Annotated in this window: 24 protein-coding genes and 3 tRNA genes; 5 read left to right on the top strand and 22 right to left on the bottom strand. The window is 73.3% G+C overall.

Going from position 1 to position 23,429, the window contains the following annotated elements:
• Nucleotides 1-190: 190 nt before the first annotated feature.
• From QMG39_RS10580 to hpt, 17 genes are all read right to left on the bottom strand, one after another.
• A complete protein-coding gene (locus tag QMG39_RS10580; protein WP_281884766.1) occupies nt 191-2,248 on the bottom strand; it encodes a PTS fructose transporter subunit IIABC in 2,058 nt (685 codons plus the stop codon).
• Nucleotides 2,241-3,230, bottom strand: a complete 990-nt coding sequence (locus tag QMG39_RS10575; RefSeq protein WP_281884764.1) for a 1-phosphofructokinase family hexose kinase — start codon at nt 3,228-3,230, stop codon at nt 2,241-2,243. Before QMG39_RS10575 ends, QMG39_RS10580 begins: the two co-directional genes overlap by 8 nt.
• The gene (locus QMG39_RS10570; RefSeq protein WP_281884762.1) at nt 3,227-4,015 is read right to left on the bottom strand and encodes a DeoR/GlpR family DNA-binding transcription regulator; all 789 of its coding nucleotides are present in this window, start codon (nt 4,013-4,015) and stop codon (nt 3,227-3,229) included. Before QMG39_RS10570 ends, QMG39_RS10575 begins: the two co-directional genes overlap by 4 nt.
• 135 nt (nt 4,016-4,150) lie before the next feature.
• Nucleotides 4,151-4,960 (bottom strand): hypothetical protein, encoded by an 810-nt coding sequence (locus QMG39_RS10565; RefSeq protein ID WP_281884759.1) that lies wholly within the window; start codon nt 4,958-4,960, stop codon nt 4,151-4,153.
• Between the two features lie 10 nt (nt 4,961-4,970).
• Complete coding sequence (locus QMG39_RS10560) at nt 4,971-5,120, bottom strand: hypothetical protein (RefSeq protein ID WP_281884757.1); 150 nt, start codon at nt 5,118-5,120, stop codon at nt 4,971-4,973.
• Between the two features lie 13 nt (nt 5,121-5,133).
• Nucleotides 5,134-6,654: a lysine--tRNA ligase gene (gene lysS / locus QMG39_RS10555; RefSeq protein ID WP_281884755.1), complete on the bottom strand. Its 1,521-nt coding sequence runs from the start codon at nt 6,652-6,654 to the stop codon at nt 5,134-5,136.
• Nucleotides 6,655-6,762: 108 nt separating this feature from the next.
• Nucleotides 6,763-7,647 carry a pantoate--beta-alanine ligase gene (gene panC / locus QMG39_RS10550; RefSeq protein WP_281884753.1) on the bottom strand — a complete coding sequence of 295 codons (885 nt, stop codon included), beginning with the start codon at nt 7,645-7,647 and terminating at the stop codon, nt 6,763-6,765.
• Complete coding sequence (locus QMG39_RS10545) at nt 7,644-8,390, bottom strand: Rossmann-like and DUF2520 domain-containing protein (protein ID WP_281884751.1); 747 nt, start codon at nt 8,388-8,390, stop codon at nt 7,644-7,646. The genes panC and QMG39_RS10545 overlap by 4 nt, the downstream gene beginning before the upstream one ends.
• The gene (locus tag QMG39_RS10540; protein WP_281884749.1) at nt 8,374-10,020 is read right to left on the bottom strand and encodes a PH domain-containing protein; all 1,647 of its coding nucleotides are present in this window, start codon (nt 10,018-10,020) and stop codon (nt 8,374-8,376) included. Before QMG39_RS10540 ends, QMG39_RS10545 begins: the two co-directional genes overlap by 17 nt.
• Complete coding sequence (locus QMG39_RS10535) at nt 10,017-10,574, bottom strand: PH domain-containing protein (RefSeq protein ID WP_281884747.1); 558 nt, start codon at nt 10,572-10,574, stop codon at nt 10,017-10,019. Before QMG39_RS10535 ends, QMG39_RS10540 begins: the two co-directional genes overlap by 4 nt.
• Nucleotides 10,567-11,037, bottom strand: coding sequence for a DUF3180 domain-containing protein (locus tag QMG39_RS10530; protein WP_281884745.1), 471 nt, complete (start codon nt 11,035-11,037; stop codon nt 10,567-10,569). Before QMG39_RS10530 ends, QMG39_RS10535 begins: the two co-directional genes overlap by 8 nt.
• Nucleotides 11,034-11,573 (bottom strand): 2-amino-4-hydroxy-6-hydroxymethyldihydropteridine diphosphokinase, encoded by a 540-nt coding sequence (folK, locus tag QMG39_RS10525; RefSeq protein ID WP_281887248.1) that lies wholly within the window; start codon nt 11,571-11,573, stop codon nt 11,034-11,036. The genes QMG39_RS10530 and folK overlap by 4 nt, the downstream gene beginning before the upstream one ends.
• The gene (gene folB / locus QMG39_RS10520) at nt 11,573-11,944 is read right to left on the bottom strand and encodes a dihydroneopterin aldolase (RefSeq protein WP_281884743.1); all 372 of its coding nucleotides are present in this window, start codon (nt 11,942-11,944) and stop codon (nt 11,573-11,575) included. Before folB ends, folK begins: the two co-directional genes overlap by 1 nt.
• Nucleotides 11,937-12,785, bottom strand: coding sequence for a dihydropteroate synthase (gene folP, locus QMG39_RS10515; protein ID WP_281884741.1), 849 nt, complete (start codon nt 12,783-12,785; stop codon nt 11,937-11,939). The genes folB and folP overlap by 8 nt, the downstream gene beginning before the upstream one ends.
• Nucleotides 12,778-13,377, bottom strand: coding sequence for a GTP cyclohydrolase I (gene folE / locus QMG39_RS10510; RefSeq protein WP_281884739.1), 600 nt, complete (start codon nt 13,375-13,377; stop codon nt 12,778-12,780). Before folE ends, folP begins: the two co-directional genes overlap by 8 nt.
• Nucleotides 13,378-13,385: 8 nt before the next feature.
• Nucleotides 13,386-15,404 carry an ATP-dependent zinc metalloprotease FtsH gene (gene ftsH / locus QMG39_RS10505; protein ID WP_281884737.1) on the bottom strand — a complete coding sequence of 673 codons (2,019 nt, stop codon included), beginning with the start codon at nt 15,402-15,404 and terminating at the stop codon, nt 13,386-13,388.
• Between the two features lie 121 nt (nt 15,405-15,525).
• Nucleotides 15,526-16,077, bottom strand: coding sequence for a hypoxanthine phosphoribosyltransferase (gene hpt / locus QMG39_RS10500; protein ID WP_281884735.1), 552 nt, complete (start codon nt 16,075-16,077; stop codon nt 15,526-15,528).
• Between the two features lie 130 nt (nt 16,078-16,207).
• Here hpt and QMG39_RS10495 point away from each other — a divergent pair, with 130 nt between their 5' ends.
• A complete protein-coding gene (locus QMG39_RS10495; protein ID WP_281884733.1) occupies nt 16,208-16,426 on the top strand; it encodes an SCO4848 family membrane protein in 219 nt (72 codons plus the stop codon).
• A 14-nt stretch (nt 16,427-16,440) separates the two neighbouring features.
• Here QMG39_RS10495 and tilS read toward each other — a convergent pair whose 3' ends face one another.
• On the bottom strand, nt 16,441-17,499 hold the full coding sequence (gene tilS / locus QMG39_RS10490; protein WP_281884731.1) for a tRNA lysidine(34) synthetase TilS: 1,059 nt from the start codon (nt 17,497-17,499) through the stop codon (nt 16,441-16,443).
• A 68-nt stretch (nt 17,500-17,567) separates the two neighbouring features.
• Here tilS and QMG39_RS10485 point away from each other — a divergent pair, with 68 nt between their 5' ends.
• Nucleotides 17,568-18,053 carry an inorganic diphosphatase gene (locus QMG39_RS10485; protein ID WP_281884729.1) on the top strand — a complete coding sequence of 162 codons (486 nt, stop codon included), beginning with the start codon at nt 17,568-17,570 and terminating at the stop codon, nt 18,051-18,053.
• Nucleotides 18,054-18,119: 66 nt separating this feature from the next.
• On the opposite strand, the gene QMG39_RS10480 is transcribed toward QMG39_RS10485, so the two are convergent.
• The 3 genes from QMG39_RS10480 to QMG39_RS10470 form a co-directional block, all read right to left on the bottom strand.
• Complete coding sequence (locus QMG39_RS10480) at nt 18,120-19,304, bottom strand: FAD-dependent oxidoreductase (RefSeq protein ID WP_281884727.1); 1,185 nt, start codon at nt 19,302-19,304, stop codon at nt 18,120-18,122.
• Between the two features lie 4 nt (nt 19,305-19,308).
• Nucleotides 19,309-19,902 (bottom strand): TetR/AcrR family transcriptional regulator, encoded by a 594-nt coding sequence (locus QMG39_RS10475; RefSeq protein WP_281884725.1) that lies wholly within the window; start codon nt 19,900-19,902, stop codon nt 19,309-19,311.
• A gap of 75 nt (nt 19,903-19,977) precedes the next feature.
• Entirely contained in the window at nt 19,978-21,357 is a 1,380-nt protein-coding gene (locus tag QMG39_RS10470; protein ID WP_281884723.1) for a M23 family metallopeptidase, read from the bottom strand.
• A 285-nt stretch (nt 21,358-21,642) separates the two neighbouring features.
• On the opposite strand from QMG39_RS10470, the gene QMG39_RS10465 reads away from it, so the two are divergent.
• From QMG39_RS10465 to QMG39_RS10455, 3 genes are all read left to right on the top strand, one after another.
• Nucleotides 21,643-21,715 (top strand) — tRNA-Glu (locus QMG39_RS10465).
• Nucleotides 21,716-21,746: 31 nt separating this feature from the next.
• Nucleotides 21,747-21,820, top strand: a tRNA-Asp gene (locus QMG39_RS10460).
• Between the two features lie 89 nt (nt 21,821-21,909).
• Nucleotides 21,910-21,985, top strand: a tRNA-Phe gene (locus QMG39_RS10455).
• A 75-nt stretch (nt 21,986-22,060) separates the two neighbouring features.
• Here the strand turns inward: QMG39_RS10455 and QMG39_RS10450 are convergent.
• Nucleotides 22,061-23,413, bottom strand: coding sequence for an L-serine ammonia-lyase (locus tag QMG39_RS10450; protein WP_281887247.1), 1,353 nt, complete (start codon nt 23,411-23,413; stop codon nt 22,061-22,063).
• Nucleotides 23,414-23,429: the final 16 nt, after the last annotated feature.

The raw sequence follows: 23,429 nt of genomic DNA, 5'->3' as shown, positions 1-23,429 counted from the left end.
CGGCGGCCGGGCGGGACGGCGGCCGGGCGGGACGACGCCGGGCGGGACGACGCCGGGGGCGGGCGGGACGGCGCGGCGGGACGGCGCGGCCGGACGGCGCGGCGGGGGCGCGCGCCGGGCAGGAACGCGCCGGGCGGGAACGACGGATGCCCCTGGGCGCGCGTGGCGCTCAGGGGCATCCGCTCGTGGGTCAGGCCGCGGCGGGCACCGCAGCCGTGGGCAGCGGGGCCGCCACGGGGGCGCGACGCGTCCACTTCTTGAGGGCGATCACGGCGAGCGCCGAGACGACCATGCCCGCGAGGATCGCGATGACGAACCAGAGCAGGTTGCCGATCGCGAAGAACACGAAGATGCCGCCGTGCGGAGCCTGCGAGGTGACGCCCATCGCCATGCAGATCGCGCCCGTCGTGATGCCGCCGAGGATGCCGGCGGGCAGCACGCGCAGCGGGTCGGCCGCCGCGAACGGGATCGCGCCCTCCGAGATGAACGCCGCGCCCAGCAGCCACGCGGCCGTGCCGTTCTCTCGTTCGAGCTCGTTGAACTGCTTCGGCGCGAGCACCGTCGCGAGCGCCAGCGCGAGCGGCGGCACCATGCCGGCCGCCATCACCGCAGCCATGATCATCCACGGGGTCTGGTTGTCGATCGACCCCGCTGACAATCCGGCGACCGCGAACGAGTACGCCACCTTGTTGATCGGGCCGCCGAGGTCGAACGCCATCATGAAGCCGAGCAGCGCACCGAGGGCGATCATGCCGACGCCCGTGAGCGAGTTCAGCCAGTCGGTGAGCCCGGTCATCAGGGTCGCGATCGGGCCGCCGAGCAGCATCAGCATGATGCCGGATGCCACGATCGACGCGAGCAGCGGGATGATGACCACCGGCATGAGGCCCTGCAGCCAGCGCGGCCCCTTGATCTTGCCGATCCAGTAGGCCGCCGCACCGGCGAGCAGGCCGCCGACCAGACCGCCGATGAAGCCCGCGTTCATGATGAGCGCGACGGCACCCACCGTGAAGCCCGGGGCGATGCCCGGCCGGTCGGCGATCGCGTACGCGATGTAGCCCGCGAGCGCCGGGACGAGGAAGCCCATCGATGCGGCACCGATCGTGAACGCGACCGCACCGAGGTACTCGCCGAGCCCGCCGGGCGGCAGGTTCCAGAGCGCACTGCCGAGCACGATCTCGGTCGCGCTGTCGGTGATGTCATACCCGCCGAGCAGGAAGCCGAGCGCGATGAGCAGGCCGCCGCCGGCGACGAACGGGATCATGTAGCTCACGCCGGTGAGCAGCCAGCGCTTGAGCTTGCCGCCGACCGATTCGTTGGCGGCGGCGGACGTCGCCGCAGCCGCCCCGCCGCCGCCCGCCGCGACGCGCGTCGCGTCGGGGTCGTCGGCCGCGGCCAGCGCCCGGGCGACCAGCTCGTCGGCCTCGTCGATGCCGCGCTTCACGGGCACCTGGATGACCGGCTTGCCGGCGAAGCGCGCCTTGTCGCGCACGTCGACGTCGACCGCGAAGATCACCGCGTCGGCCGCCGCGATCACGTCCGGCGGCACCGGGGTCGCTCCCGCGGAGCCCTGGGTCTCGACGTGGTAGTCGACGCCCGCGCGCTCAGCCGCGGCCTTGAGCGCATCGGCCGCCATGTAGGTGTGCGCGATGCCGGTGGGGCACGCGGTGACGGCGACGATCGAGCGACCGGCGCCGGCGGTGGCATCCGCCGTGGTCGTGCCCGCGGAGGCGGCGGTCGCACCTGCGGCTCCCGCTGCCGCGGCACCGGTGGCGGCCGCCGCGGGAGCCGCCTCCTCGTCCTCGCGCAGCGCGCCGCGCACGATCTCGACGACCTCGTCGGGCGTCGCCGCGGCGCGCAGCGACGCGACGAACTCGTCCTTCATGAGCGAGCGCGCGAGCAGCGCGAGCAGGGCCAGGTGGTCCTGCGCGGCGCCCTCGGGCGCGGCGATCATGAAGACGAGATCGGCCGCCTCGCCCTCGTCGAACTCGACGCCGGGCTTCAGGCGGGCGACCGCGAGGCTCGCCTGCGTCACCGCGGGCGACTTGCAGTGCGGGATGGCCATGCCGCCGGGCAGGCCGGTCGACGACTGCTGCTCGCGCTTCCACGCGTCGGCCGCGAGGGCCTCGGCGCTGGTCGCACGCCCGGCCGTGGCGACGCGGCCCGCGAGCGCGCGGATGACGTCGGACTTGTCGGGGCCCAGGTCGGCGTCGAGGACGACGAGCCCGGGCTCGATGAGCTCACTCATTGGTGCTCCTTGTGGGTTCGGAGCCGGCGACGGTGCCGGCCTCGGTGACGACGACCCGGTCGGGGTCGACCTGGGATCGGGTGGGCACGACGCTGCCGGGCAACGAGGCCGCGGCGGCGCCGTAGGCGACGGCGCTCGCGAGCGCCGCCGACGGATGCGCACCCTCGACGGATGCGATGAGGTAGCCCGCGAGCGAGCAGTCGCCGGCGCCGACGGTGCTCCTCGCGGTGATATTCGGGGCGGCGGCGAACCACGCGCCCTCGGGCGTCACGACCGCGGCGCCGACCGCGCCGAGCGTGACGAGGCTGGTGCGCACCCGCGCCGGGGGGATCGTGCGGGCGAGCGCGATCGCGGCATCCGGCCCCGCCTCGAGCTCCTCTTCGCTCGATCGGCCGAGCAGCTCGGCGAGCTCCTCCGCGTTGGGCTTGATGACGTCGACCGCGAGGTCCGCCTCGACGAGTGCGGCGAGCGCCGGACCGGAGGTGTCGACCGCGATGCGCGGCGACGGGTGGGTCTCGGCGCGGACCGCGCGCACCACCTGCGCGTAGAAGTCGTCGGGCGCGCCCGGAGGCAGCGACCCCGCGAGGACCAGCCAGTCGGCGCCGTCGCACTCCTCGACCACGGCCGCGATCAGCGCGCGCTGCGCGTCGGCGTCGAGCTCGGGCCCCGGTTCGTTGATCTTGGTGGTGGCGCCGCCCGCCTCGGCGATCGTGAGGTTGGAGCGGATGCGACCGGCTATCGGCACGGCGCGGTACGGCACCGACTCGCCCTCGAGCGCCGCGAGCATCGGGTCGCCGGGTGCGGCGGGGAGCACGGCGACCGAGGTCACGCGCGCGGCGCGGAGCGCACGGGTCACGTTGACCCCCTTGCCGCCCGGGTCCTCGCGGGTCGCGACCGCGCGCTGCACGGCGCCGCGCTCGAGCGGCTCGTCGAGCTCGACGGTGCGGTCGATGGAGGGGTTGGCGGTGAGCGTGACGATCATGCGAGCACCACTTCCACGTCGGCCGCGGCGAGCGCCGCGGCGAGGTCGGCCTGCGGGGACGTATCGGTGATGAGCGTGTCGATGTCGGCGAGGTCGGCGAAGCGCACGAGCGCCTCCGACTGCAGCTTGGTCGAGTCGGCGAGCACGATGACGCGGCGGGCGGCGCGCACCATGGCGGCCTTGGCCGCGGCCTCCGCCTCGTCGGGTGTCGAGAGCCCGAACTCGACGCTCACGCCGTTCGTGCCGATGAACGCGATGTCGGGCCGGAGCTCGGAGAGCTGGCGGACGGTCGCCGGGCCGACCGCGGCGCCGGTGATGCCGCGGACGGCACCGCCGAGGATGCGCAGGCGCAGGTGCGGGCTGCCGTGCAGGGTCGATGCGATGTGCAGCGAGTTGGTCGAGACGTCGATGGTCGCGTCGCTCGCCGCCGGCTGCCAGGTCGCGAGCAGGTCGGCGAGTCGCGAGGTGGTGCTGCCGGCGTCGAGCAGCAGCGAGCCGCGGAAGCTGCCCGGCACGAAGCGCACGGCCGCCTTCGCGATGCGGTCCTTCTCGTCGGAGCGCTGCGGCAGCCGCTCGAGCAGCGACGTCTCGGCGAGCGTGGTGCTGCCGGCGCCGACGGCGCCGCCGTGCACGCGACGGAGCCGGCCCTGCTGCTCCAGCTGGTCGAGGTCGCGGCGGATGGTCTCCGCCGTGACGCCGAACTCCCGCGAGAGCTCCGCGACCGAGACCCGACCGTCCCGCGCGATGGCGCGGGCGATGCGCTCGTGCCGCTCCGTCGCGTACATGTGTCCCCCGGTGGTTCCCCTCGCCGCGGCTGTCGCCGGCGACGTAGGCTCAGGTTCCCACAGATTCCCACATTTAGCAACAGATACGCAGAATTGCCCACATGCTCGTGCGCCGGGGCCGCACGCGACGCGCGGTCAGGGCCGGTCGACGACGGCGCCCGCGCTCCACGCGCGGAGGACCTCCACCGCGCGCTCCGGGTCGTCACCACCCGAGTTCGCGAGGCCGATCACGACTTCCGACCCGTCCGCGAGGTCGATGCGCACCGTCTCCGTGACCGCGATCTTCGCGACCGAGGACAGGAAGTCCATCCAGATCGGCACCGGCCCGAGGCGGACGTCCGCGATCCGGTCGCGACGGACCCGGCGCGACCGGACGTATCCGCGCGAGACCAGTTGCGTCGCCGTCAGCTCGACGCCGTGCACGAGCGCCCGCACCACCGCCCAGAGGTACGCGATGGATGCACTGGTGACGACCACCAGCAGCGGAACGACGAGCCAGGATGGCCCCGGTTCCGCACGGATGGCATCGACGACGGGCGGGAAAGCCTGCGGCAGGAGCAGGGCGAGCAACCCGCCGATGGGCAGCGCGATGAGGAACCAGATCCGCGACGCCTCGCCGAGGCCGTCCACGACGACGCGCGGCTGCCCCGAGGCATCCGGGCCCGCCACCACCTCGGCGGGCGGCAGGAAGGCGAGCACGATCAGCACGCCGCACGCGACTGCCACCAGCCCGGCGACCGTCAGGTCGTGGCCGAAGCCGCTCGGCCACCCGCCGACGTCGCCACCGTCGGCGGCCGCGCCGGCGAGGATCGCCCGGAACAGCAGCCAGCCCGACGCCGCCATGGCGAGCAGCAGGATGAGCGGCGACCAGTCGCGCACCACCCAGTAGTGCCCGGGCGGCAGAGGTCCGCTCCGACCTCGAGTCCCGTCCGGCTCCCGCGTCACGCGGACGAGCCTAGCCTGCGGTGATGATGCCCCAGACCCCGCTCCCCAGCAGGTAGAGGCCGACCGCGCCGACGACGATCCAGATCATCAGGCGCGCGTTCGAGGGCTTGCGCGGGTCGGGCTCCGGCTCGAGCTCCTTCTTGGGCAGGTAGTCGTTCATCAGCGGCATCCGTTCACTTGACCAGCGGGAAGAGGATCGTCTCGCGGATGCCGAGGCCCGTGAGCGCCATGAGCAGCCGGTCGATGCCCATGCCCATGCCGCCCGTCGGCGGCATGCCGAACTCGAGCGCGCGGAGGAACTCCTCGTCGAGCTGCATCGCCTCGGGGTCGCCGCCGGCGGCCAGGCGCGCCTGCTCGACGAACCGCTCGCGCTGCACGACGGGGTCGACGAGCTCCGAGTAGCCGGTCGCGAGCTCGAAGCCGCGCGTGTAGAGGTCCCACTTCTCGACCACGCCCGGGATCGACCGGTGCGCGCGCACGAGCGGCGAGGTGTCGACCGGGAAGTCCATCACGAACGTCGGCCGCTCGAGGCCGCCCTTCACGTGGTGCTCCCAGAGCTCCTCGACGTACTTGCCGTGCAGCGGGTGGTCGATCTCGATGCCCTCGGCGTCGGCGAGCTCGCGCAGCCGCTCGATCGGCGTCTCGGGCGAGACGGTCTCCCCCACCGCCTCGGACAGCGAGTCGTACATCGAGATGCGGTCCCACTGGCCGCTCAGGTCGTACTCGGTGCCGTCGGCCCAGGTCACGACGTGGCCGCCCGACACCGCCTGCGCGGCGTCCTGGATGAGTCGCTGCGTGAGGTCGGCGATCGAGTGGTAGTCGCCGTACGCCTGGTACGCCTCGAGCATCGCGAACTCGGGGCTGTGGGTCGAGTCGGCGCCCTCGTTGCGGAAGTTGCGGTTGATCTCGTAGACCCGATCGATGCCGCCCACGACGGCGCGCTTCAGGTACAGCTCGGGCGCGATGCGCAGGTAGAGCTCGGTGTCGAAGGCGTTCGAGTGCGTCACGAAGGGCCGAGCGGATGCCCCGCCGTGCATGACCTGCAGCATGGGCGTCTCGACCTCGACGAAGCCCAGTTCCGTGAACGTGCGGCGGAGGCTCGCGTTGACCGCCGCGCGATCGAGCACGGTGCGGCGCGCCTGCTCGCGTGCGATGAGGTCGAGGTAGCGGCTGCGCACGCGCGTCTCCTCGGACAGCTCGTTGTGCAGGTTCGGCAGCGGCTGGATGGCCTTCGCCGCCATGCGCCACTCGGTCGCCATGATCGACAGCTCGCCGCGGCGGCTCGTGATCACCTCGCCGGCCACGAACACGTGGTCGCCGAGGTCGACGAGCTCCTTCCAGGCCGCGAGCTGCTCCTCGCCCACCTCGGCGAGCGAGACCATGGCCTGGATGCGCGCCCCGTCGCCCGACTGCAGCGCCGCGAAGCACAGCTTGCCCGTGTTGCGCAGGTGCACGATGCGGCCGGCGACGGCCACCCGCTCGCCCGACTGCTCGTCGACGCCCAGCCCGACGAACTTCGCCCGCACGTCGGCGATCGCATCGGTGATCGGCACCGCGACCGGGTAGGCGCCGCCGCCGAGGTCGTCGGCCTGCTCGATGAGCCGCTCGCGCTTGGCGAGGCGCACCGCCTGCTGCTCGGAGATCTCCTCCGGGGTGGGCTCGGTCGCGTCGGCGGGGCTCTGCTGCTCGGCCATGCTCTCTCTCACGGGTGTCGATTGGTGGTGGATGCCGCGGAACGGCGCCCGAACGAAGAGCGGGCGCGCGCGGCGCGCGATGCGCGGCATCCAGCCTATCGTCGTGCGTCAGCCGAGGACGATGTCGGCGTTGTCGAGGAGCCTCGTGCCGGCCACGTCGGCCGCCACGAGCACCCGGGCGGGGCCGCGATGGTCGTCGTCCACCGGCAGGAACGTGTCGGGGTCGACCACGACGAGGTAGTCGAGCACTGCCGTCTCGTGGTCGCCGAACGCGCCCGCCGCCTCGGCGAGCACCTCGGCCAGTCCCGAGCCCGCGACCTCGCGGGCGGCCTCCAGCGCGTCGGGCAGTGCGCGCGCGGCCGCGCGGGCGTCGGCGTCGAGGTAGCGGTTGCGGCTCGAGAGCGCGAGCCCGTCCGCCTCGCGCACGGTCTCGACCGGCACGACCTCGACGGGCAGGTCGAGGTCGGCGACCATGCGCGTGACGAGGAAGCACTGCTGCGCGTCCTTGCGGCCGAACATCACGACGTCGGGCCCGGCGATGTGCAGCAGCTTCGCGACCACGGTCAGCACGCCGTCGAAGTGGCCCGGGCGCGCTGCGCCCTCGTAGCGGTCGCCGATGTGCCCCGCGACCACCCGGGTCTCGCTCGGGCCGTTCGGGTACATGTCGCCGACGCCCGGCGCGAAGACCAGGTCGACGCCCTCGGGCGCGAGCGCGGCGAGGTCGGCGTCCATCGTGCGCGGGTAGCGGTCGAGGTCCTCGCTCGGCGCGAACTGCAGCGGGTTCACGAAGATCGAGACGACGACCACGTCGGCGAGCTCGCGGGCGCGGCGCACCAGCGCGAGATGCCCCTCGTGGAGCGCCCCCATGGTCGGCACGAGCGCGACGCGGCGACGGCCGCCCGCGGCATCCGCCCCGCCCTCCCGGAGCGCGGAGATCTCCGCGCGCAGGGCGGCGATCTCGCGGATCACCCGCGGTGCGTCTGGCGTGCTCACTCGTCCTCCTCCGCGAACGGCTCGGCGAGCGCGGACAGGTCGATGGTACTCGGGGCCCAGCGCGCGAGCGCATTCTCGACCGCGGAGCGCACGAGCGGCGCGATCACCCGGCCGGGCTCCTCGACGCCGATGCCCGCGAGCAGGCCGGTCGCCTGCTCGACGATCGCGGTCGAGAACGACGTCGCCGTCTCGATCGCCTCGGCGTAGGCGGGCCGGTCGGCCTCGGCGACCACGAGTGGCTCGCCGCCCATCTCGACCACGAGCGCCTGGGCGATCGGGAGCACGGGCGCCGGGGCCGTGACACCGAACCAGGCGCCGGCCAGGCGGGTGCGGTCGACGCTCGTGCCCGTGAACGTGATGGCGGGGTGGATGGCCAGCGGGATCGCGCCGCGCCGCAGCGCGGGCTCGAGCACCGCGGTGCCGTAGCGCGCCGAGGTGTGGGCGACGAGCTGCCCCGGCTGCCACGCGCCGGTCTCCGCGAGCCCCGCCACGAGCGCCTCGAGCTCGTCGTCGGGCACGGCGAGCAGCACGAGCTCGCTGCGCTCGACCACCTCCGGCACGGTCAGCACCGGGACGCCGGGGAGCATCGCGTCGGCCCGCTCGCGGCTGGCGTCGGAGACCGCGGTGATGCCGGTCAGCGCGTGCCCCGCGCCGGCCAGCGCCGACGCGAGCACGGGGCCGACCCGTCCGGCGCCGACCGTGCCGACGCCGAGGCGGCCCGTGCGCTCAGCGGGCACCGGCACCGCCCCAGTGGTCGCTCACGTCGAGCCGGGCCCACTCGATCGCGCCCGCCGCGACGTCCGCGACGCAGGCCTCGGCCTCGTCGCGCCCGATGACCGGCAGCGTGGCCGCGATCGGCCCCGCCACGGTGTGCACGCGCACGAGGCCGAGCCCGAGGGCACGTCGCACGGGCCCGTGGTGCAGCGCCACCGACTGCGTGCGCGCGAGCGGCACGAGGATGAGCGAGCGCCAGACGATGCCGCGCCGGATGAGCACCACGCCGTCGGCGATCGCGTAGCCGGTGCGCCGCCAGGAGAACGGGCGCAGCCACGCCGCCTGCCGCGGCGCGCCGACGTACGTGTCGTCGCCGCCCGCGCCCACGAGCCCGGTGGCGGTGACCGCGTCGAGCACCTCGTCGGACGTGTCGGGCAGCAGCAGGCCGAGCACCCTCCGCACGTCGTCGAGCGTGCCGACGGGCAGCACGAGGCTGCGCCGCTGCGCGTCGCCCGAGGCGTTCGCGCTCTGCCCCGCGACGTTGATGCGGATGGTCCACCAGCCGAACGGCCGCCAGAGCAGCGGCTGCCCGACCTGGATCGCATGGATGCGCCCCGGCGGCAGCGTGTCGTTCTGGGTCGAGAGCAGGCCGTACCCGACGCGCACGCCGTCGGGCGTGCCCGCGATCGAGTACCGCAGCGACTTCGTGATGCGCGACCACATGTACGTCACGAGACCGATGACCGCGGGCACGAACGAGAAGAGCACCCAGGCCGAGCCCGACGTGAGCCCCCAGACGATGACCCCGGCGAAGATCAGCATCGCGAGCGTCGAGCCGCCGAGCACCGACGAGCCGATCACCCGCCCGAGCGGGATGTGCACGACCGACTCGGGCGGCGCGAGGTCGGGGTCGAGCTCGGGCGAGAGCAGGTCGTCGACCCGCCGCTGCACGAGGCCGGGGGCGTGCGCGCCGTCGCCCTCGGGCGCGTTCGGGTCGCCCGCTGCGACCGTGGCGCCGACGACGACGCCGGCTTCGGCGGCATCCGTCATCGCACCCTCGGGCGCCGCCGCCCGCGCCTTCGCGGCCTTGACCCCCGACGCGAGCCGCAGGATGTCGGCGCGCAGCGCGTCGGCGAGGCCGCCCTGCAGGTACGACAGCTGCACGCTCGCCGACTGGCCGGCGACCGCGACCTCGAGCTTCGCGGCGCCGACCAGGCGCGGGATGAGCGACTTGGTGATGCTGATGCCCTGGATGCGATCGAGCCGGGCGCTGCGGTGCGAGCGGAACACGATGCCGGTGCGCACCTCGACCGCCTCGGTCGTGATGCGGAACGTGTGCATGCGCCAGCTCAGGTAGAAGCCCGCGAGCAGCAGCAGGAGGATGCCGAGGACGATGAGCAGGCCCCAGCCGACGTTGCCCGTGCGCACGAGCACCGAGACCGGGTCGCCGTCGAAGTCGTCGGGGTCGATGGGCTCGCCGGGCGAGACGGCGATGAGGAACAGGTCGACCACGCGCTCGCGCAGGTTCGCGATCACGAAGCCGATGATCGCGATGAGGAAGATGCCGCCGCGCAGCAGCGGGGTCAGCGGGTGCAGGCGGTGCCACTCGCCGTCGGCGAGGTCCGTCGACAGTCCCGCGCGTGCGCCGGGTGCGGTCACAGCCCCGCCCGGCGCGTCTCGGCGAGGGCCACCAGCCGGTCGCGCAGCTCCTCGGCCTCGGCGAGCGGCAGCCCCGGCACGGCGACCCCGCTGGCCGCCGCGGCCGTCACGAGCTTCAGGTCGGCGAGACCGAGCCAGCGCGCGACGGGTCCGCGCGTGATGTCGACGAGCTGCATGCGGCCGTACGGCACGGCCACGCGCCGCTGGTAGAGGATGCCGCGGCGGAACAGCAGGTCGTCCTCGCGCAGGCGGTAGGCGATCGAGCGCACGCGACGCGGCTCGAACGCGATCGAGACGAGCGAGACGAGGATGATGCCGCCGGCGATCGCGGCGATCCACCACCACTGGAAGATCGACCACAGCACGCCGCCCACGATCCCCACGATCGCGACGCCGATGACCGAGCCGACGACCTCGACGACCACGTACTTCGGCGAGACGCGCCGCCAGCCGTCGTCGATGACGTGCGGGGCCGGCGCGTCCTGCGGGGCGGGTCCGCCCTGCCCGGCCGGCTCGTGCTGCGCGGCGGGTGGGGGCGCCTCGGGCTCAGACATGTGCTTCCTCGGTCTGTTCGTCGTCGTCGTCGGGCGGGAGGGTACAGAAGAACTCTGCCACGAGTCCGGCGGCGAGCAGCGCCCCGGCGGCGAGCAGCGAGGCGAGGGCGAGCCACGTCGCACCGCCGCCCGGCAGCACCGTCCGCGTGACGAGGTAGAGCAGCACGCCGGCGGCGAACCCGAGCAGGAGCGCACCGGCGAGGCTGCTCGCCTTGGCGAGCACCGCGGTGCGCATCGCCCGGAACGGGTCGACGTGCCGCGGGCCGGTGCCCTTCACCGCGCGCCGGATCGGCCAGGCCAGCGCCACGACCACGGCGCCTGCACCCGCGAGCGTGATCGCCAGCGAGATCGGCGGCACGATCGCCGCCCGGCCCGCGTTCACGACCAGCACCTCGAGCAGGAACGCCATGGCCGCGCCGCCGACCGCGAGCAGGAGCACGGTGGGGGCGCCGGTGCGCCTCACGAGTCGTCCCGGTCGGGCACGTACGGCGTGACCTCGTCGAACGCGACCGCACGCAGCTCGTCGATGCGGCCGTAGCCGGGGATGACCGCCCTGGGCTCGATGTCGAGCCACGGCTGCAGCACGAACGCGCGCTGCCAGGCACGCGGATGCGGGATGGTCAGCGTCGCGTCCATCATCTCGAGCGAGCCGAAGGTGATGATGTCGATGTCGAGCGTGCGCGGGCCCCAGTGCTCGTCGCGCACGCGGCCATGGCCTCGCTCGATCGTGTGCACCGCGTCGAGCAGCGCGTGGGGGCTGAGGTCGGTGCGGATCGAGATCACGCAGTTGAGGTACGCGGGCGCATCGGGGTCGGCGCCCTCGTCGGTGATCGCGACGGTCTCGTACGTCGGCGAGATCGCCTCGACGCGCGTCTCGCGCAGCATGTCGACGTCGGCGATCGCCTGGCCGATGGTGCCCTCGCGGTCGCCGAGGCTGCTGCCGAGCGCCAGCACGGCCCGGGTGCCGTGCTCGTTGCGGCGCGGGCGGAACAGCGCCATCACGCGCGGCCCCGCACGATCGTGACGGCGACGTCGTCGAACGGCACGGCGATCGGCGCCTGCGGCTTGTGCACGGTGACCGTCGTCTCCTCGACCGCCTCGTGCGCGAGCACGACGGCCGCGATGCGCTCGGCGACGGTCTCGATGAGGTCGACGGGGTCGTTGCGCACGGCGTCGGCGACCTCCTGCGCGAGCTCGCCGTAGTGCACGGTCGCGGCGAGCTCGTCGCCGGACGCGGCCGGGGCGAGGTCGAGCCTGGCCTCGACGTCGATGACGAACTCCTGCCCCTGCTCGCGCTCGAAGTCGAAGACGCCGTGGTGGGCTGTCACGCGGATGCCGCGCAGCGAGATCCTGTCCCGGGCACTACTCACGCCCACCACTCTGCCACGCCTCGCCGACCGCCAGCGCGAGGCGTGTGGATGCGACGTCGTGCACCCGCACCGCCCAGGCGCCAGCGCGGGCGCTCAGCACGCTCACCACCGCGGTCGGCAGGTCGCGCGCCGACACGGGCGCATCCGCTTCGAGCAGCGCTCCGAGGAACCGCTTGCGCGAGGCGCCGACCAGCACGGGGAGCCCGAGCGCGGCGAGCTCGTCCAGGCGTGCGAGCAGCTGCCAGTTGTGCTCGGCGCGCTTGGCGAACCCGAGGCCGGGGTCGATGACGATGCGCTCCCGGGCGACGCCGGCGCCCTCGAGCGCGTCGACGCGGGCGGCGAGCTCGTCGCGCACCTCGGTCACGACGTCGTCGTACTCGGCGAGCGCGTCCATGCGATCGGAGTGGCCGCGCCAGTGCATGGCGACGTAGGTGGCATCCGACCCCGCGACGACCTCGGCCATCGCCCGGTCGGCGAGCCCGGCCGAGACGTCGTTCACGATCACCGCGCCCGCCTCGACGGCCGCTGCGGCGGTGGCCGCGCGCATGGTGTCGACGCTCACGCGGAGGCCGAGCGCCGCGAGCTCGCGCACGACCGGCACCACGCGCCGGAGCTCCTCGGCGGGATCGACGCGTGCGGCGCCGGGCCGGGTCGACTCGCCGCCCACGTCGACGATGTCGGCGCCGTCGCGCACGAGCTCGAGCGCGTGCGCGATCGCCGCGTCGGTGCCGAACCACTGCCCGCCGTCGCTGAACGAGTCGGGCGTGACGTTCACCACGCCCATGATGAGCGGATGCCCCGGGCGGGCCTGCGCCGGAGTCGGCACGCCGGTCTCAGGCATCCGCCCGCCCGCCGATGAGGGCGATCGCCTCCGCCCGACGGGCCGGTTCGGCCAGCAGGCCCCTGGCCACGACCGTGACCGTCGAACTGCCCGTCTGGCGCGGGCCCCGGCTCGTGACGCAGCCGTGCACCGCGTCGAGCACGACGAGCACGCCGTGCGGTGCGAGCGCGCCCTCGAGCGCGTCGGCGACCTCCTCGGCGAGGCGTTCCTGCACCTGCGGCCTGGCGGCGAGGGCGTCGATCGCGGCCGGGATGCGGCCCAGGCCGACCACTTGGCCGTCGGGCACGTACGCGACGTGGGCCGTGCCGAGGAACGGCAGCAGGTGGTGCTCGCACACCGAGCGGAAGGCGAGGTCGCGCACGATCACGGTGTCGGAGGTGGTGGCCCCGCCCGCGTCGGTCGCGCCGAGCGGCACAGGGTCGCCGAGCTCCGCGACCGGGTCCCGGGCGAGCCCCCCGAACAGCTCGCGGTACGACTCGGCGACCCGCTCGGGGGTGCGTTCGAGCCCCGGCCGCTCGGGGTCCTCGCCGATCGCGAGCAGCAGCTCGCGCACGGCGGCCTCGATGCGCGGCCGGTCGATCGCCTCCCCCATGGGCCGGGTCAGGCGGTCGCGGGGCGCGGGTTCGAGCGCGCCGGGCGGGTGGACTCCTTCGAGGCGGCGACCTCGGGGTCGGAGTCGATGCCGCCGTCGACCGCACCGGCGTCGATCGGCGCCTTCGCGACCGGGATCGCGATCGGCGGGCGGTCGGAGACGGGGCGCTGGTCGCTCGAGAGCCAGAGCGGGCGCTCGGGCAGCTTCGTCACGTCCGTGAAGATCTCGGCGATCTGGTTGTGGTCGAGCGTCTCGTGCTCGAGGAGCTCCGCGGCCAGCTTGTCGAGGATGTCGCGGTTCTCGTTGAGCACCTTCCACGCCTCGTCGTGCGCCTGCTCGATGAGGGCGCGCACCTCGGCGTCGACCTCCTCGGCGATGCGCTCGGAGTAGTCGCGCTGGTGGCCCATGTCGCGGCCGAGGAAGACCTCGCCCTGCGCCTGGCCGAGCTTCACGGCGCCGACGTTCGCGCTCATGCCGTACTCGGTGACCATCTTGCGCGCGGTCGAGGTGGCCTTCTCGATGTCGTTCGAGGCGCCCGTCGACGGGTCGTGGAACACGATCTCCTCGGCGACGCGGCCGCCCATCGCGTAGGTGAGCTGGTCGAGCAGCTCGTTGCGGGTGACCGAGTACTTGTCCTCCAGCGGCAGCACCATGGTGTAGCCGAGAGCGCGCCCGCGCGGGAGGATCGTGATCTTCGTGACCGGGTCGGTGTAGTTCATCGCGGCCGCGGCGAGGGCGTGCCCGCCCTCGTGGTACGCCGTGATGAGCTTCTCCTTGTCCTTCATCACGCGGGTGCGGCGCTGCGGGCCGGCGATCACGCGGTCGATCGCCTCGTCGAGCGCCCGGTTGTCGATGAGCTGCGCGTTCGAGCGCGCCGTGAGCAGCGCGGCCTCGTTGAGCACGTTCGCGAGGTCGGCACCCGTGAACCCGGGGGTCTTGCGGGCGACGACCTCGAGGTCGACGCCCTTCGCGAGCGGCTTGCCCTTGCCGTGCACCTCGAGGATGCGGCGGCGGCCGTTCAGGTCGGGCGCGTCGACGCCGATCTGGCGGTCGAAGCGGCCCGGGCGCAGCAGCGCCGGGTCGAGGATGTCGGGGCGGTTCGTCGCCGCGATGAGGATGACGTTGGTCTTCGGGTCGAAGCCGTCCATCTCGACGAGCAGCTGGTTGAGCGTCTGCTCGCGCTCGTCGTGGCCGCCGCCCATGCCGGCGCCGCGGTGGCGCCCGACGGCGTCGATCTCGTCGACGAAGATGATGGCCGGCGCGTTCTGCTTGGCCTGCTCGAACAGGTCGCGCACGCGGGATGCGCCGACGCCGACGAACATCTCGACGAAGTCGGAGCCCGAGATGGAGTAGAACGGCACGCCGGCCTCGCCCGCGACCGCGCGCGCGAGCAGCGTCTTGCCGGTGCCGGGCGGGCCGTAGAGCAGCACGCCCTTCGGGATCCGCGCTCCGACGGCCTGGAACTTCGCCGGCTCCTTCAGGAACTCCTTGATCTCGTGGAGCTCCTCGATGGCCTCCTCGGCGCCGGCCACGTCCTCGAACGTGACCTTCGGGCTCTCCTTCGAGACGAGCTTCGCCTTCGACTTGCCGAACTGCATGACCCGGCTCCCGCCGCCCTGCATGCTCGACAGCATGATCCAGAAGAAGATGCCGATCAGCAGCAGCGGCAGGAGGATGCCGAGCATCGACAGGAACCAGTTCGACTGGGGCACCTCGTCGGTGAAGCCCTCGGCGGGGGCGGCGGCGTCGACCGCGGCGATGACGTCCTCACCGCGGGGCGTCACGTAGTAGAAGCGCACCTGCGAGCCGTACTCGGCGTCGGCCTCGGTGAGCGTGAGGTCGACGCGGTTCTCGCCGTCGACGATCTTCACGGCCGACACATCGCCGTCTGCGAGGAACTCGAGGCCCTCCTGCGTCGACACCTCCTTGAACCCGGAGGCGGTGATCAGGCTCGAACCGACCCACACGGCCACGACCGCGAGCAGGATGTACAGCAGCGGCCCGCGCAGGATCTTCTTGAAGTTCATGGTGCTGCAAGGCTACCCCGCGGGTGCTCGGCGTCCGCCGAGTGTTCGCTGTGGGCTGTGTGTGCCGCGCCGCCGTCCGACCGGGGATTCCGGGCGCTCCCGGGGCGACTCGGCGCGGATGCTACGAGTACACGTGCGGCGCGAGCACGCCCACGTCGCGGAGGTTCCGGTACTTCTCGGCGAAGTCGAGCCCGTAGCCGACCACGAACTTGTTCGGGATGTCGAAGCCGACGTACTTCACGTCGACGTGCACCTTGAGCGCCTCCGGCTTGCGGAACAGCGCGCAGATCTCGACCGACGCCGCGCCGCGGGTGCGGAGGTTCGACAGCAGCCACGAGAGCGTGAGCCCCGAGTCGATGATGTCCTCGACGATGAGCACGTGCCGCCCCGAGAGGTCGGAGTCGAGGTCCTTGAGGATGCGCACGACGCCGCTCGACACGGTGCCCGCACCGTAGGAGGAGACCGCCATCCAGTCGGTCTGCACGTGGCGCTCGAGCTCGCGGGCGAGGTCGGCCATGACCATGATGGCGCCCTTCAGCACGCCCACGAGCAGCAGGTCGCGCCCCTCGTAGTCGGCCTCGATGCGGCGGGCGAGCTCGCCGAGCTTCGCGTGGATCTCGTCCTCGGTGCAGAGCACCTCGGTCAGGTCTGCTTCGATGTCGCTCGCGCGCATGGTGGGTCTGCTCCTCGTGTATCGCCCGCCGTTCGGTACGAGCCTACGAGGCCGTGGGCCCCGGCGCATGTCCCGCGGTCGGCCGCCGACGCCCGGGGCAGCGCCCCGCGGCGCACGTAGGATGCCCGTGATGCCCGAGATCCTCGCCGCCGTGCTGCTGTTCGCCAACGCCGTCTTCAACCTGGTCGTCTGGCCGCGGTTCTTCCCGCGCATCGCGAACGACCCGCGGGCGCGCGACGCCGAGGGGCGCCGCACGCCGTTCTACACGGTGCACGTCGTGCTCATCGCGATCGCGATGGTGCTGGGCGTCGCCTCCGCGGTGGCGGGCGTCGTCGTGCTCGTCGCCTGACGCGATCGAGGTCGTCAGCCCGCGGCCGTGAACTCGAGCCGCGCGCCCATGCGTGCGGCGCGGCAGCCGGGCAGGTCGATCGGCCCCTGTCCGTGCCAGTCGGTGACGAGGCGCGCCACCTCGAGGGTCTGCACCCGCGAGAGCGCGGTGCCGAACTCGCTCGCGACCACGTGCCGGATGATGCGCTGGCGCAGCGCCGCCGGATTCGCCGCGAGCGCCGCGACCGACACCGCGATGCCCGCCTCGGCCGGTTCGCAGATCTCCTCGATGAACTCGTCGATCTGCTCCGCGAACGCGGCCTCGTCCTCGCGCAGCTGCTCGGCGGTGCGCGCGAGCGCCTCGGCGACGCCCGGGCCGAGCGCGTGCTCGAGCACGGGCATCACCTGTTCGCGCACGCGCACGCGGGCGTACGCGGAGTCGAGGTTCTGCGGGTCGTCCCACGGGTCGAACCCCGCATCGTGGCAGGCCTGCCGGGTCGTGCGGCGGGGCACGCCGAGCAGCGGCCGGAGGTACCTGCCGCTGGTCGCGGGCATGCCCTGCAGGCTGCCTCCCCCCGAGCCGCGAGCCAGCCCGAGCAGCACCGTCTCGGCCTGGTCGTCGAGCGTGTGCCCGAGCAGCACGCGCACGGCGCCGGTCTCGCGCGCGACCGCATCGAGCGCGGCGTAGCGGGCGGTGCGGGCGGATGCCTCGGGCCCGTCGCCCGTCGCAGCCACCTCGACCGTGCGGACGACGACGGGGTCGAGCCCCAGGGCGCGCGCCTGGTTCGCGGCCGCCTCCGCGGCATCCGCCGACCCGTCCTGCAGGCCGTGGTCGACGATCACCGCGCCCGCGCGCAGGCCCGCACGCGGCGCCTCGAACGCGGCGCCCGCGGCGAGGGCGAGCGAGTCGGGGCCGCCCGAGAGGGCGACGAGCACGAGCGGCGCGTCGGCTGCGGGAGCGGCCGGGCCCCCGGCATCCGCCTCGCCGTCCGCTCCGCCGCCGAGGCCCTCGAGCACGCCCCGCACCGCCCGTCGCACGTCGGCGATCGCGGGCGTGAGCCGGGGGCGACCGGCCTGCTTCGGATCTGAGGGCATCAAGTAACCTTATTCCCGTCTTCCCGCGCGGCCGCGAGCCCCGGGGCATCCCCAGAACAAGGAGAACCATGGGCGAGTACGCCGCGATCATCGAGATCCCGAAGGGCAGCCGCAACAAGTACGAGGTCGACCACGAGACCGGCCGCGTCTTCCTCGACCGCGTGCTGTACACGAACTTCATGTACCCGACGGACTACGGGTTCTTCGAGAACTCCCTCGGCGACGACGGCGACCCGCTCGACGTGCTCGTGCTCACCCAGTACCCGCTGTTCCCGGGCGTCGGCGTGACCGTGCGCCCCGTGGGTGTCTTCCTCATGGAGGACGACGGCGGCGGCGACGCCAAGGTGATCGGCGTGCCGGCGGGCGACCCGCGCTGGGACTGGATCCAGGACGTCGCCGACGTGCCGGAGTACACGAAGAAGGAGATCCAGCACTTCTTCGAGCACTACAAGGACCTCGAGCCCGGCAAGTGGGTCAAGACCGAGGGCTGGGCGGATGCGGCGGAGGCCGAGCGTCTCATCGCCAAGGCGTACGAGGCGTTCCCCGGCCACTGAGCCACCTGCTTCGAACCGACGGCCCGGCGCGCGATGCGCCGGGCCGTCGTCGTCTCCGCGGCGCGGTCAGCGCGTGGCCGGCGCGAACCCCTTCGCGTCGACGCCGATCGCGGGGCTCACGAGGCGGCCCATGCCGGGCAGGTCGACGACCCGCATGGCGAGGTTGCGCAGCGCGATCTGCAGCGGGGTCGCGGGCACGAACCACTTCGCCGTCTTGCGCCCGGCCGCCTGCTTCTCGGCGACCGACGGCCGCACGCGCGCCTCGAACGCGCCCAGCGCGGCCTCGATGCCGGCAGGATCGCCCGCCAGCGACTCAGCATCGAGCGCCTCGCCGAGCGCGACGCCCCCCGAGAGCGCGAGCGACGCCCCCTGGCCGGCCACGAGCGACACCGCGTAGGCGCTGTCGCCGATGAGCACGACCCGGCCGTCGTGCCAGGCCGGCGCCTCCACCTGCGCCACCACGTCGTAGTAGACGTCGTCGACCGGGTCGGCGGCGAGCATCGCGGGCACGAACCCGCCGAGGTCGCCGAAGCGCTCGCGCAGCGCGGCGAGGGGGTCGCCGGGCATCGCGGTCGACTGCTCCTCGAAGACGAAGAACGTCGCGAACAGGCCCGGCTCGACCTCGTAGACGCCGGCCATGCGCCCCGGCACGCTCATCATCACGAACCGGTCGGCGATCGCGTCGTGCACCTCGTCGCTGCGGAAGAACCACGCCGCGGTGTGCAGGCCGAGTGGCCGGAGGAACCGCTCCTCGGGGCCGAACACCTCGCGGCGCACGCCCGAGTGGATGCCGTCGGCGCCGACCAGCAGGTCGGCCTCGACGCGCTCGTCGCCGAGCTCGACCGTGACCCCGCCGTCGTGCTGCGTGACACCGGTCACGGTGGTGCCGAACCGCAGTTCGACGTCGGCGGGCAGGGCCTCGCGCAGCGACCGCTCGACGTCGCCGCGCAGCAGCGAGAACAGCCGCCCGTCGAGCGCGTCGCGCATGCGGTCGTAGCGCAGCCGTGCGTGGGCGCGACCGTGCTCGTCGACCCACTCCACGCGATCGACCTCGTGCGCGCGCTCGCGCAGGTCGTCGAGGATGCCGATGCGCTCGGCGGCGTCGTACCCGGGCCCGAAGAAGTCGATCATGTAGCCGCCGTCGCGCAGCGAGACGGCGTGCTCGACCAGGGTGACGCTCCAGCCGTGGCGCTGCAGCGAGATGGCGGTGGCGAGGCCGGCGATTCCGGCTCCGCAGATGACGGCGTGCATGGGTTCAGCTCCTCGGGTCGGGTGCGGCGGGCGGATGCTCCGGGGCGATGCGGTCGACGAGCGCACGCCAGGCGGCGAGCTGCTCGTCGTGCCGCTCGGGGAAGACGTGGCGGTGCATCGCGACGCCGTCGGCGGCGATGACGATCGCGGTCGCGAGCGCACGGCTGTCGGCGGCATCCGCTGCCCTCGTCGCGAGCGCCGACTCGAAGCCGGAGACGGTCGCCTCGAGCAGCTCCTCGAGTCGGGCGCGCAGGCGGGGGTCGGACCTCGCGCGGGTGAGGAAGGCGAAGGTGGCGCCGATCATGGCGTCCTGCTCCTCGGCGAAGCCGGCGACGTCACCGCCCATCGCGAGCAGCCACTCGCGCAGGCCGCCCCGCGGGTCGTGCACGCTGCCGATCGTCGCGACCGACCGCTCGAACGCGGCGAGCACGACGTCGTCGATCGTGGCGAAGTGGTGGAAGAGGTTGCCGCGGCTGATGCCGGCCACCTCGGTGAGCCGAGCCGCGGTCAGCGCATCGGCGCCCTCGGTGGCGAGGAGGTGCAGCGCGGCGTCCGCGATCTGCTCGCGTCGCTCGGCCGCATCCATTCGCTCGCGCATGCCCCCAGCCTACAGACTGATCGGTCGGTCTGTAAATGCGACGACGAGATCACGGGTCCGCAGCGGGCGCGACGGTCAGCCCAGCGGCACGCCGCGCGCGGCCATGAACGGCTGCGGGTTGATGCGGTAGCCGTTCTGGAAGACCTCGAAGTGCAGGTGGCATCCGGTCGACGCGCCCGTGCTGCCGCTGCTGGCGATGTTCTGGCCGACGCTCACCGTCTGGCCCACACCCACCCAGACCCCGCCGGCGCGGATGTGCGCGTAGCCGGTGGCGATGCCGTTGCCGTGGTCGATCTTGATGAAGTTGCCGTACGTGCCCGACCAGCCGGCGTAGACGACCACGCCGGAGTGCGCCGCGTAGATGGGCGCCGAGCAGCCGGTCGCGAGGTCGGTCGCGTAGTGGAAGCCGCCCGAGCAGCCGCCCGCGGTGCAGATGCTCGCCCGCGGACCGTAGACCCCGCTGATGTAGCCGTACGCGGGAACCGCCCAGCCCTGGCTGCTCGTCGTGCCGCCGGCCAGGCCTGCTCCCCCGCCCCCGCCTCCCGCGGCGGCGGCTGCGGCAGCGGCGGCCGCGGCACGAGCGGCGGCGGCACGCGCAGCCGCCTCGGCGGCCTTGCGGCGCCGCTCCTCCTCTTCCTTCCGCTTGCGCTCGCCCTCCTGGTAGGCGGCGATCGTGGTCTTCTCCTTGTCCTTGAGGTACGCGAGCTGCTGCTCCAGCTCGATCTTCTTGTCCTCGGACTCGGCCAGCGCCGCCTCGGCGGCTGCCTGCGCCTCCTGCGCGGCGACGAGCGCCTCCTCGGCGGCGATGCGCAGCGCCTCGCGCTCGTCGCGCGCGACCGCGGCCTGCTCCCCGAGCGCCTGGGCGGTGTTGGCCGCCTGCTGGGCCTCCTCGTAGACGCCGGCGGCGCGCTCGACCATCTTGCTCATGTTGCCGAGCTTGGCCAGCAGCTCGTCGGTCTCCTCGGCCGCGCCCGCCTCGAACATGAGGTTGATGCCGAGGTCGGTGCCGCCCGCGCGGTACAGCTGAGCGGCGAGCTGGCCGGCGTTCTCCTCGGCCTCTGCAGCCTGGGCCGCGCTCTCGTCGGCCTGCTGCTGGATCTCGTCGGCGCGGCGCACCGCGTCGTCGAACGCCTGCTGGGCGGCGAGCAGCTCGTCGGTGCGCCGCTCGGCTTCGGCCCGGGTCTCGGCGACGCGGGTCTCGAGTTGCGCGATGAGGTCGGTGATCTCCGAGACGGCGGCCGCACCCGCTGCGGTGTTGGCCTTGGCCTTCTTCACCTCGTCCCACGTGGGGTAGTCGGCGGCGGTGGCCGGGGCGGGCGTCGCGATCGAGATGGTCGCCACCATGAGCAGGGCGGCCAGCACCCCGACGACGCGACGGATCACGGGCGCGAGCCGGCGCACGCGGCCCGCGCGCTGCGGCGCGACCCCCGTCGCATCCCCCGCCGTGTCCTGCATGGCTTCCCCGATCCTGCCGCTGCGGCGGCGAGGTCACGTTCGTCACATCTGTCACATCTGCAACATCAGCCACAGTAACAACGGACCGCTCGATCCTTGGTATTGCCGGCCGACGTGGTGCTCGGCCCCCGGACGAGGGACGTGCCGAGCGCGACGCTACCGGGCTCATCGGCCGACTGAGGGAGCCGCCCCGGCACGTCGCGCGATCGGTTCCGGCCTCGTTTTGGAATCTGACGGAAGTGCACGTATGCTTGGCTGTCGGCGGTCGTGCCCAGCACGACACCCGGCCCCATCGTTTAGCGGCCTAGGACACCGCCCTTTCACGGCGGCAGCACGGGTTCGAATCCCGTTGGGGTCACGCTGAACGAAGGATACAATTTCATACGCAAGGCCCTGTGGCGCAGTTGGTTAGCGTGCCGCCCTGTCACGGCGGAGGTCGCGGGTTCAAGTCCCGTCAGGGTCGCTTCGGCGGATGGGCTCTCCTCGAGAGCCCATCTCCGTATGGGGAACATCTTCGGATGCCCCGCCTGATACGCATCTTCGGATGCACCAGGCTCTGTAGCTCAGTTGGTAGAGCGCACGACTGAAAATCGTGAGGTCACGGGATCGACGCCCGTCGGAGCCACCAGAAGAGAAGCCCGGGTTCGCCCGGGCTTCTTCGCGTCTGGCGGGCATGTCCGCCCCAGGGGCATCCGACCGCCCCTCAGCACTCGATGACGTTCACGGCGAGGCCGCCGAGCGAGGTCTCCTTGTACTTGCGCTTCATGTCGGCGCCGGTCTCGCGCATCGTGGTGACGGCCTGGTCGAGCGACACGTGATGCGTGCCGTCGCCGTGCATCGCGATGCGGGCGGCGTTGATGGCCTTGCTGCTCGCGATCGCGTTGCGTTCGATGCAGGGGATCTGCACGAGCCCGCCGATCGGATCGCAGGTGAGCCCCAAGTGGTGCTCGATGCCGATCTCGGCGGCGTTCTCGACCTGCTCCGGCGTGCCCCCGAGCAGCGCGCACAGCCCCGCCGCGGCCATCGAGCACGCCGAGCCGACCTCGCCCTGGCAGCCGACCTCCGCGCCCGAGATCGAGGCGTTGCGCTTGAACAGGATGCCGATCGCGGCCGCGGTCAGGAGGAACCGCACGACCGCGTCGTCGTCGAGGTCGCGCACGAACCGGTCGGCGTAGTGCAGCACGGCCGGCACGATGCCCGCGGCGCCGTTCGTGGGGGCGGTGACGACGCGACCGCCGGCGGCGTTCTCCTCGTTCACGGCGAGCGCGTAGAGGTTGACCCAGTCCATGGCGCGCATGGCGTCGACGTCGTCGGCCGCGGCGTCCAGCTTCCGGAACAGGCCGGGCGCGCGCCGCCGCACCCGCAGCGAGCCGGGCAGCAGCTCCTCGTCGCTCGTGCAGCCGTTGTCGACGCACTCGCGCATGACCCGCCAGACGCGCAGCAGCTCGGCGCGCGTCTCGGCCTCCGGGCGCCACGCGTGCTCGTTCGCGAGCATGACATCGGCGATGTCGATCCGCTCGCGGCGGCAGTGCTCGAGCAGCTCCGCCGCGGTCGCGAACGGGAACGCGAGCTCCACGCGCTGTTCGACGACGGCCGGATGCCCGTTGAGATCGTCGGCCACGAACCCGCCGCCGACCGAGTAGGAGGTGGTCGCGCGCACGCTCGCCCCCCGAGCGTCGAACGCCTCGAACGTCATGCCGTTCGGGTGGCCGGGCAGGCGCTTCCGCAGGTGGAGCACGACGTCCTCGGCGGGGCGGAACACGATCTCACGGATGCCGCCGAGACGGAGCGCGCCCTCCTCGGCGATCCGGGCCACGCGCGCGCCCACGGTCGCGGTGTCGACGGTCTCCGGGTGCTCGCCGAGCAGGCCGAGGATGACCGCGGCGTCCGACCCGTGCCCCCTGCCGGTCGCGCCGAGGGACCCGTAGAGCTCGACCCGCACTCGGGCCACCTCGTCGAGCCGGCCGTCGGCCGCGAGCCCGTCGACGAACAGGCGCGCCGCGCGCATCGGCCCCACCGTGTGCGACGACGACGGGCCGATGCCGATCGAGAACATGTCGAGTGCGCTCAGC

Source organism: Agromyces rhizosphaerae, from assembly GCF_027925245.1.
GTDB classification, from domain to species: domain Bacteria; phylum Actinomycetota; class Actinomycetes; order Actinomycetales; family Microbacteriaceae; genus Agromyces; species Agromyces rhizosphaerae.
Note: the sequence above shows the minus strand (reverse complement) of the source record. Positions and strands in the feature narration are given on the sequence as shown.